Source organism: Holospora elegans E1, assembly GCF_000648275.1.
GTDB lineage: Bacteria > Pseudomonadota > Alphaproteobacteria > Holosporales > Holosporaceae > Holospora > Holospora undulata_A.
The window spans coordinates 1-7,829 of the sequence record NZ_BAUP01000064.1 but is presented as its reverse complement, the minus strand read 5'-3'; the positions used below and the strand labels follow the sequence as shown (position 1 = coordinate 7,829).

The window sequence follows — 7,829 nt, the reverse complement described above, 5'->3', positions numbered from 1 at the left end:
AACGGCTGTTCAGAACTATGAAAACGCAAGGGGTTAACCTTGAAAATACCCCTATGAAAGATTTGGGAAGACTTTCCAAACTTATGACCATTGTCGCTGTTGCTATTGTATACGCTTCTATAACGGGAATGTGCTTACAAAAAAATAGTCAGAGCGCCTTTCTATTCATCTTTGTATTCATACTTCACAAGGGGACTCAGGTGGATCAAAGATAAACTCTTATTCTTTGATTTCAGAGATCTTTTAAACTACCTGAAAAAAAGTGCGGGGGAGTATGGGCATCACCGTTGAATAAAAAGCTTCCTGCTTGGCTGGATCTACCTTTTCGGGCCGTGCCGCTGGCTTTTTAAATGAAAAATAAATACCAATTGTGAAAAGTATATGTACCGCATCGTATTTGTCTATTTAGTATCGGGAAATGGTACAATAGCGGATTAGCCATAATGAGAAAAAGTAAAAAATATACCCAGCTAATCAGCTAAAACTAGCTATGTATATTTTTATTCATAGGAATCTATTATTTATCGTTCGTCAAATTATTTATTTTTTATTCAACAAACGCTTTTCAAAAAGATTTTTTCTAAACCAATACTTTATTATCACAAAATATCCCCCCTTTCGAACAATTAAAAAAGAATTTACTGAAATCAAGGCGTGCTAGAAATTACCCAAGGCGAAGGTCCAAAATAATCAGCAAAGGAAGTTGAATAATACTTTTCAATACGATTTTCAGGCACCGGAGGATCTATGACTTTTTCCTGAGTAGGGGCAGAAGGATTTTTTGAAGCTTCAGGTAAGGATCCAGCCTCAGAAGGAGCGGAAGGAAGGTCAGGATTAAGTGGAGTAAGAGGCGAAAGCGTGATGTCCGGTAGATTTGCAAAACACGAACTTGTCACTCCAAAAATTAAAAATCCCATTTTCCAGTTCATATTCTGAAACTGCTTGAATTCCATAGACCTTTATTCCCCTTTGCACTGTGTTTCTAGAAATTTTACTATGCTAAAAGTACGTCATCTTCAACAGATTTTGATTTGTCACGAGAACCTGACAAAGCAACCGCCATGTCTTTTAGAGTTTTTTCTACTAGGGCTACTCTTTTTTCGTCTCCTTTATTATTCGAATGCGTTTTTTGTTTTTTTTTCTTTTTTACCTTCTTCTGACTTTTCTTTTTTACTTTCTTCTGACTTTTCTTCTTTACTATCAAGCGTTTCTTCTTTTTTTACTTCCTTCAGATTCAGAACTTCCGTCCGTTTCTTGATTTTTTTCTTGCGAATCAGACATGCTAATGTCTTTCTTTTCTTCACTTGGGGATGGCTCTTTTGTGGTTTCTCCTTTATCTTTTTCAGAAGAAACTTCTTCTTTTTCCTCTTTTTTCTTACAGCCTGCGATAAATCCTAATAAAACAAGGGAAATCGCACACACGGTGCCTAAAATAGGAAGAGTTTTTTGCGTCATATCTTGCTCCTTAAATTTTTTTCTTTCTCTATTCTGTCAGAACAATCTGAATAAATAACTAAACAACTTAGTGATTTTCAGTTTGATATTAAGAAAAATAAATTGAGCAAAAAACACTTAGATTTTGACTCTTCTTGTCATTAATAAAAAATTCTAAAAAATCAAATCAGAAAAACTTTTATTGAAAAAGCATTAAATATTATCATTCTAAAGAAAATTTTTTGTAATTGAAAAGAATTCTTAAAATGGCTTTGTTTTAGTCTGCTGTAGAATATTTTTTTTCAATCTGTTACATTTATAATATCAATAAGTATGAAATTAATTATGCAGCATTTAGAATTTGAAAGCGTGGTAGTAAAGCTTCAAGATCAAATTGAAGCACTTAAAGGTATTTCTGGAGATAAAATCAAAATTCAGACTGAGATTCTGCGCCTAGAAAAAAAACGTAAGACATTGCTATCAAATCTGTATAAAAATCTTACTGCATGGCAAAAAGTTCTTGTTGCACGCCATGAACAGCGTCCAAAAACTTCTGCCTACATCCAACAGTTAGTGCAAGATTTTTTTCCCTTGTGTGGAGACAAAACCTTTGGGGACGATATGGCAATTCAGGCAGGAGTGGGACGATTTTATGGAACAACTGTGCTGGTGATAGGGCATGAAAAAGGGCACGACACGGAAAGTCGACTAAAACATAATTTTGGAATGCCTCATCCTGAAGGGTATAGAAAAGTGTTGCGCTGCATGGATTTTGCTCAAAAATTTGGTTTTCCTATCCTGACTTTTGTGGATACTGCGGGTGCTTATGTGGGAACAGAAGCAGAAGAGCGAGGACAAGCCTATGCCATTGCTGCCTGTCTAGAGAAAAGCTTTTCTTTAGATGTTCCCATTATTTCTGTGATCATAGGTGAAGGCGGATCGGGAGGAGCTATTGCCTTAGCTACTGCCAATAAAATTTTTATGCTAGAACATTCTGTTTATTCTGTTATTTCTCCAGAAGGGTGTGCTTCAATTTTATGGAGAAGCCGTGATAAAAGGGAAGAGGCCGCAGTAGCACAAAAATTAACTGCTCAAGACCTAAGGACGTTACAAATAATTGATGATATCATTCCAGAGCCTTTAGGAGGGGCGCATCGAGACCCCCATTCTACGATTTTCGCTGTGGGAAGGCACCTTAATTTTGCGCTACAAGAAACGTATGAAAATGCTAAAGCAGATCGTCGTACAAAGTTTCTAGAAATAGGTCGACAGTTTGTTTTAAAACCAAACCATTACGATTTATCGGAAGGTAAATTTAGTGAGAATAGAATTTAAAGGTATTGCATTCTGAAAAAGAAGTGCGATACTTTTTTCATTTTTATGGATAATATGAAATAAAAATTTATAACAAAAAAATGTGCTATGGACAAAAAAATTATCACTTTTGGTGCCAAATTTGAGACTTTTAACCAAAGATATCATGATTGATTTTCAATGTTTTATTAACATGAAGTGCCGCAAAAATACGCATTGCTACCTCCAGATTTTCTAGTGATCGTTTGTTTGCAAGGGGTTTTCGACGAAATCTCGCAAACCAATGGCGGTGTGGAGTATTATTTTGTTCGATGGAAAACGTTTTATCTTTTCCCTGAAATAGGCGGGGGCTTGGAATGATTTTATTAAAACCTGCCCAATGATCTACGCAATAAAATAAAATTTTCGATTTCTTTAATCGTTCAAAAAGTCGTTTGAATGTTTGACCCGAACGATCACCAAATTTTCAATCGATGAGCCGTTTTCCAGCACGATCATATACTTTAGAAATCCAAGCTTTAAAAATCCAAATTTTTGCTTTTTTTTAATAATGCCAAAATTGTCAAAATTCATCGACTTCCATGACAAGAACTTTGTCTTCTGGAGATGGCTCAATTTTGGCGCATAGCTTTGATACTAAGGTTCCCGCCCTCTTCAAAACGGCAGTTGCTCTTGACACCAAAACGCAGAGCACTTCGGTTCATTGAAAGGCCGCTTGCGTATAAAACAAGGGCTTGGAGCTTGTCTTTCTCGGGCACATATCGTGAAATTTTTTTCACATTTTTACATTTGTACCTCTGAACCCCTCAAACAAAACCGCTTTTAAAGCAATTTTAACATTCACAAAATTTACATACAATCATTTTTAAAGACTTTTAAAAGACTTCCTTTCCAATTTTAACAAAAAATATCTTTAGTTAAAAGCTTCTTATTTTGTAAAGAAGTTGAATTTTTTAAAACGGGCTATTGCTTTTATTTTCCATCACAGGTAACATGAAACTTGATTATTTAGTAATTGGTAGAGTAATGAAGTGTTCTTTAGACAATTCTGTTCCTTTCTTAACTGTCTATCCTAGACAAGCGCATCAAACTAAGGGACAGATCCGAGCGTTGCGTCTTTCAGGGCGCATTCCTTGTGTACTTTATGGCGAAGGTCCTTCTGAAAATGTTTCTGTTTGTGCAAAAGATATTGCCAGTGAATTAGAAAAGCCTGGGATTTTTAGTCGTGTTTTTCAAGTTCAAGATCATGGAAAAGTTTTAATAAGTTCTATTCAGTTTTGTAGTGTTAAGGATAGGCCTGTTCATGTTGATTTACGTCGTTTATCAAAAAATCAAAAAATAAAGCTTTTAGTTCGTATTGCTTTTCTTCATCAAGATAAGAGTGTTGGAATTAAAAGAGGAGGCGCATTAAACGTTGTTCACCATCACCTTGAGATTCTTGCTCCTGCTGATCATATTCCTGAAGTCATAGAAGTAGACATTAGCAATCTTGATATCGGGCAAACGATTCATTTGGAATCGATTGCTTTGCCTAAAGATGTTCAGGTATTGCATGTAGAGAAAGATGAAGCTATCGCTAGTATTGTACCTCCGTCTTCTGGAGACAAGCTTGATGTTCAAGAACATTCTGATTCACAATCAACTTCTGTATAGTTTTTTATGCTTTATGATTGGTTGTGGGTTGGGCTAGGAAATCCTGGAGATGAATATCAAATAACACGGCACAATGCAGGATTTCTAGTATTAGATTCTATAAAAGATTTTTTTCAGAAAGAGCTTCAGGAAAGCCGTTCCTGGGAAAAAAACAAATGCTTTTTTGTCGGTGTTTTGTTTCCAAGGGGTTTGCATTTTACTTTGTAAACCTTTATCTTACATGAACCTTTCAGGTACTGTAGTTTCATTACTTTTAAATATGCATAATATTCCTTTGCGGAATCTTGTTGTATTTCATGATGAGTTAGAGCTGGGCTTTGGAACCTTAAGATGGAAAATTGGCGGAGGGCACAAAGGGCACAATGGAATTCGGAATATTTCTGAAAGATGCGGAAGCGATTATAATCGTTTTCGGGTTGGTATTGGTCGACCTTCAGGTTCTGCAGAAGTATCTAAATTTGTTTTGGGGGCTTTTACACCAAAAGAGAAAAAAACCTTTGAGAATTTCATTTTTCCTGTTGTTCACCAAACAATTCCTTGGATCATTCAAAGCAACAATGATAAGGTTTGTGGTATTTTAAAGGAAACTTCTTTATTGAAATCTTCTAAACTTTCTGAACAATTTTAATGAAAATAGCCCTTCATGAGTTTTTTCCTTCATTTAAAGACAAAATTTACCAAGCTTTTTTGTTGTATGGAAACAAGCCCAATCTTATAGAAAACGTTATAAATGAGCTTCAAAACTTAGATCTACGTTTTATTCGAACTCAAGATGCGGAATTTTGGGACCAGCATACTTCATTGTGCGCTCCGACCTTATTCAATGTAGGAAGGACAGTAATTCTTGTTCAAGAAGTTCCAGAAAAAAAATTCTCGTCTTATCAATCGGTTTTAAATGCACTGCCAGAAAATATTCAACTAATATTGACGTCCTCTCAATTTCGGCAACACTCCTTGTGGGTAAAAAATTTTCAACAATCTCCTGTTAGAGCTTTGGTCCCTAGCTATGAAGCATCATTAGATCAATCTATTACCATTCTTAAAAGATGTTTAGAAGTCTGTCAGGTTCCGCTTTCTGGGCAATATCTGAAAACTGTAGCTCAATGGGTGCAAGAAGGAGACTGGGTAAGCACTGCAAAAACATTAAAGCTGTTGTATCAAGCTAAAAATAAAAACGCAATTCAACAAGAAGATTTGGAGCAATTATTTCATCATATTGTTATGAATGTAGAAGAAATTTTTTTACCGCTACTTAATAAGCCTGATATTACAGTAATTGAGTATTTACGTCATAACGATCAAAAGTTAAAATGGGTGCGTGCGTGGCAAAAATTAGTTTGGCAGTGCTGGCAGCTAAAAGTTTCGCTAGAGCAATATAAAAAAACTCATAAAGAAGCCCAGGAAAAGATATCAGCGCAGCACATTGCAAAATTGGCTACTCAATTGGATCCTCCAATTTTTTTTAAACACCTTCCCTTTGTTCAAAATCATATTAGTAAGTGGTCTTTAGAGTTTTTAGAAAAACGCATGGATGCTTTGTACGATTTAGAAGTTAATATTAAAAAAGATCTTTTTCAAGAAAACGATGATATTTCTGTCATTCAAATGCTTTGCTCTGCATAATTTTTTGAATTTTGTTAAACAATTATAAAATGTTACCAACATTGCCTAGTTTAAGATCTTTGAGCTTTAGTTGCACTATGTAAAAGTTTTTTTAAAGAAAGAAATAGAGAGTGCTAATATCTTAGGCAATATAGTTGAGTTGATACTTTTGCCCCCTTGGAAATTGTTTTTTATGAAATTTTAACAAATTTTACTCTAAGTTGATTTTTTCTGTATTTTTTGAAAACTTAATAAAAATTCAAAAAAGAGGTATGTTAAATAAGACATTACGCGTTTCTGGATGATCAGCGGAATAGGGAATAGAATAAAGTATTTTCTTCCTGAAAAACAAGTAGCCCCAGTTCAATGAAATTGCCGTCTGTGGAGGGTGTTTTTTATTGCTATAGTAATTTAGGTTGAATTAGATATTTTAAAGAACCAAGAAATAGCGTCGAGTAGAGCATTGAAATTTGACTTTTAATTCTTCTAATTGTTTTTCCATGTCTTTTAAAAAGTTCAGAAAATCTAAAAAAATTTCTTCGAGAAAAGTGGTTTTTTTTTCGTAATCAAGATCGACGAACTCAAATTTTTTTTTTGATACATCCTTAATGCGTTGTGTTAATTTTGTATCAACCAGAGCATGTGCCGCCGTATTTACGGTTAACGCACAAAATATAATAAAAATTTTATTATTTACCATTTTTACGTATATATTCTTTTTACGATTATCATTATATCAAAAATATATAAATATTTTAATAAACACAAGAAAAGCTATCATCTGATAAAGTTTTATTCCCTACTTTTCAAGTATTATTTATTTAAAAGTCACTGCTTTTCTTTATTAGCAAATACTGCTTTTGATTGGAAAATGATATTTCCCCAATTTTCTTTATTTATCGTTCTTAATATGACGATTTTTTTAAGCAAAGGAAACTGTCTTTTTAATTTTTCAGCATCTTCTAAACTGATAGATAGCTCTTCATTTCTGCAAAAATTAATTTCTTCCAACAAGGGTGCAGAAAAAGAAAGTAAAGGTGTAAAGCCTTTGATACCGCATCAATCTAAAGATAGTTTTTTTAGTTTTGGAAAAGTTTTTGAATGGCACGAAGTGATTATTTATTTGAAAAAGCTATTTTTGATTTATTCCAAATTGATTGTGGTACTTTTTATACGCGTAAATTGTACTGCATTGGAAAACTTGAAGGGGAAAAAATTTCTAAAATGTAATTCAAATCGTTTTGATCTAAACTTATTTTTTTTAAAAAGGAAATATCTTCAGTTTTGTCGTTTTCTAAGACCTCTAGTGTTTTAACAAATAGTTCTCTGTTTATTTTAGATAAAGTGGAAAACTGATAAAAAAGATCATTTCTTTTGTCGATTAACATACTCCCCCTCACTTTTTTTCAGGTAGTTTAAAAGATCGCTAAAATCAAAGAATAAGAGTTTATCTTTGATCCACCTGAGCCCCCTTGTGAAGTATGAATACAAAGATGAATAGAAAAGTGCTCTGACTGTTTTTTTGTAAGCAATTTCTTGTGTAAGGCCCGTTATAGAAGCGTATACAATAGCAACAGCGACAATGGTCATAAGTTTGGAAAGTCTTTCCAAATCTTTCATAGGGAGATCTTTTGTATCTTCTCGATTCTTCCATTTGATAATTGTTTTTGGATTAACATTAAATAGTATAGCCGCTTTTGCTATGCTCTCTTCCCTATTGGATCTCTCTACGGAGTACCTCAGTCGTTCTGGCATTTGCGTGTAATACTTGTCCCATAAACTTTTCCTCCATGAATTATTGTCTTCATAATATACTCCATAATTCT

Annotated in this window: 12 protein-coding genes and 2 pseudogenes; 6 read left to right on the top strand and 8 right to left on the bottom strand. The window is 33.9% G+C overall.

The genetic code is table 11. The annotated features are described in order from the left end of the window. Positions 1–215 (top strand): annotated as a pseudogene (locus HE1_RS02310) (hypothetical protein); the annotation flags it as partial. Between the two features lie 432 nt (positions 216–647). Here HE1_RS02310 and HE1_RS02305 read toward each other — a convergent pair. The 3 genes from HE1_RS02305 to HE1_RS02295 form a co-directional block, all read right to left on the bottom strand. After that, positions 648–929, bottom strand: coding sequence for a hypothetical protein (locus HE1_RS02305; RefSeq protein ID WP_162480209.1), 282 nt, complete (start codon positions 927–929; stop codon positions 648–650). A gap of 65 nt (positions 930–994) precedes the next feature. Beyond that, positions 995–1,204: a hypothetical protein gene (locus tag HE1_RS02300; RefSeq protein ID WP_035544260.1), complete on the bottom strand. Its 210-nt coding sequence runs from the start codon at positions 1,202–1,204 to the stop codon at positions 995–997. Then, a complete protein-coding gene (locus HE1_RS02295) occupies positions 1,201–1,455 on the bottom strand; it encodes a hypothetical protein (protein WP_035544256.1) in 255 nt (84 codons plus the stop codon). The genes HE1_RS02300 and HE1_RS02295 overlap by 4 nt, the downstream gene beginning before the upstream one ends. 324 nt (positions 1,456–1,779) lie before the next feature. On the opposite strand from HE1_RS02295, the gene HE1_RS02290 reads away from it, so the two are divergent. Then, the gene (locus tag HE1_RS02290; RefSeq protein ID WP_373279899.1) at positions 1,780–2,769 is read left to right on the top strand and encodes an acetyl-CoA carboxylase carboxyltransferase subunit alpha; all 990 of its coding nucleotides are present in this window, start codon (positions 1,780–1,782) and stop codon (positions 2,767–2,769) included. 130 nt (positions 2,770–2,899) lie between these two features. Here HE1_RS02290 and HE1_RS07110 read toward each other — a convergent pair whose 3' ends face one another. Both HE1_RS07110 and HE1_RS07105 read right to left on the bottom strand, forming a co-directional pair. Beyond that, positions 2,900–3,151, bottom strand: a complete 252-nt coding sequence (locus tag HE1_RS07110; protein WP_242837179.1) for a hypothetical protein — start codon at positions 3,149–3,151, stop codon at positions 2,900–2,902. A gap of 208 nt (positions 3,152–3,359) precedes the next feature. Next, entirely contained in the window at positions 3,360–3,527 is a 168-nt protein-coding gene (locus HE1_RS07105; RefSeq protein ID WP_242837178.1) for a helix-turn-helix domain-containing protein, read from the bottom strand. A 214-nt stretch (positions 3,528–3,741) separates the two neighbouring features. On the opposite strand from HE1_RS07105, the gene HE1_RS02285 reads away from it, so the two are divergent. The 4 genes from HE1_RS02285 to HE1_RS02275 are packed head-to-tail and all read left to right on the top strand — an operon-like array spanning position 3,742 to position 6,024. Next, a complete protein-coding gene (locus tag HE1_RS02285) occupies positions 3,742–4,401 on the top strand; it encodes a 50S ribosomal protein L25/general stress protein Ctc (RefSeq protein ID WP_024161364.1) in 660 nt (219 codons plus the stop codon). A gap of 6 nt (positions 4,402–4,407) precedes the next feature. Beyond that, a complete protein-coding gene (locus tag HE1_RS06410; protein ID WP_052567234.1) occupies positions 4,408–4,608 on the top strand; it encodes an aminoacyl-tRNA hydrolase family protein in 201 nt (66 codons plus the stop codon). After that, positions 4,571–5,029: an aminoacyl-tRNA hydrolase gene (gene pth / locus HE1_RS06405; RefSeq protein ID WP_052567232.1), complete on the top strand. Its 459-nt coding sequence runs from the start codon at positions 4,571–4,573 to the stop codon at positions 5,027–5,029. Before HE1_RS06410 ends, pth begins: the two co-directional genes overlap by 38 nt. Continuing rightward, the gene (locus HE1_RS02275; RefSeq protein WP_006294838.1) at positions 5,029–6,024 is read left to right on the top strand and encodes a hypothetical protein; all 996 of its coding nucleotides are present in this window, start codon (positions 5,029–5,031) and stop codon (positions 6,022–6,024) included. The genes pth and HE1_RS02275 overlap by 1 nt, the downstream gene beginning before the upstream one ends. 409 nt (positions 6,025–6,433) lie before the next feature. Here HE1_RS02275 and HE1_RS02270 read toward each other — a convergent pair whose 3' ends face one another. The 3 genes and pseudogenes from HE1_RS02270 to HE1_RS10295 all read right to left on the bottom strand — a co-directional run. Continuing rightward, the gene (locus tag HE1_RS02270) at positions 6,434–6,703 is read right to left on the bottom strand and encodes a hypothetical protein (RefSeq protein WP_035544253.1); all 270 of its coding nucleotides are present in this window, start codon (positions 6,701–6,703) and stop codon (positions 6,434–6,436) included. Between the two features lie 128 nt (positions 6,704–6,831). Continuing rightward, positions 6,832–7,017 (bottom strand): hypothetical protein, encoded by a 186-nt coding sequence (locus HE1_RS02265; RefSeq protein WP_035544250.1) that lies wholly within the window; start codon positions 7,015–7,017, stop codon positions 6,832–6,834. A 351-nt stretch (positions 7,018–7,368) separates the two neighbouring features. Further along, positions 7,369–7,829: pseudogene (locus HE1_RS10295) on the bottom strand (hypothetical protein); the annotation flags it as partial.

Excerpts from the sequence above, each read along its gene's own strand:
- HE1_RS02305 (WP_162480209.1), bottom strand. The coding sequence starts at position 929 with ATGAACTGGAAAATGGGATTTTTAATTTTTGGAGTGACAAGTTCGTGT.
- HE1_RS02295 (WP_035544256.1), bottom strand. The coding sequence starts at position 1,455 with ATGACGCAAAAAACTCTTCCTATTTTAGGCACCGTGTGTGCGATTTCC.
- HE1_RS02290 (WP_373279899.1), top strand. The coding sequence starts at position 1,780 with ATGCAGCATTTAGAATTTGAAAGCGTGGTAGTAAAGCTTCAAGATCAA.
- HE1_RS02285 (WP_024161364.1), top strand. The coding sequence starts at position 3,742 with ATGAAACTTGATTATTTAGTAATTGGTAGAGTAATGAAGTGTTCTTTA.
- HE1_RS06410 (WP_052567234.1), top strand. The coding sequence starts at position 4,408 with ATGCTTTATGATTGGTTGTGGGTTGGGCTAGGAAATCCTGGAGATGAA.
- HE1_RS02275 (WP_006294838.1), top strand. The coding sequence starts at position 5,029 with ATGAAAATAGCCCTTCATGAGTTTTTTCCTTCATTTAAAGACAAAATT.
- HE1_RS02270 (WP_035544253.1), bottom strand. The coding sequence starts at position 6,703 with ATGGTAAATAATAAAATTTTTATTATATTTTGTGCGTTAACCGTAAAT.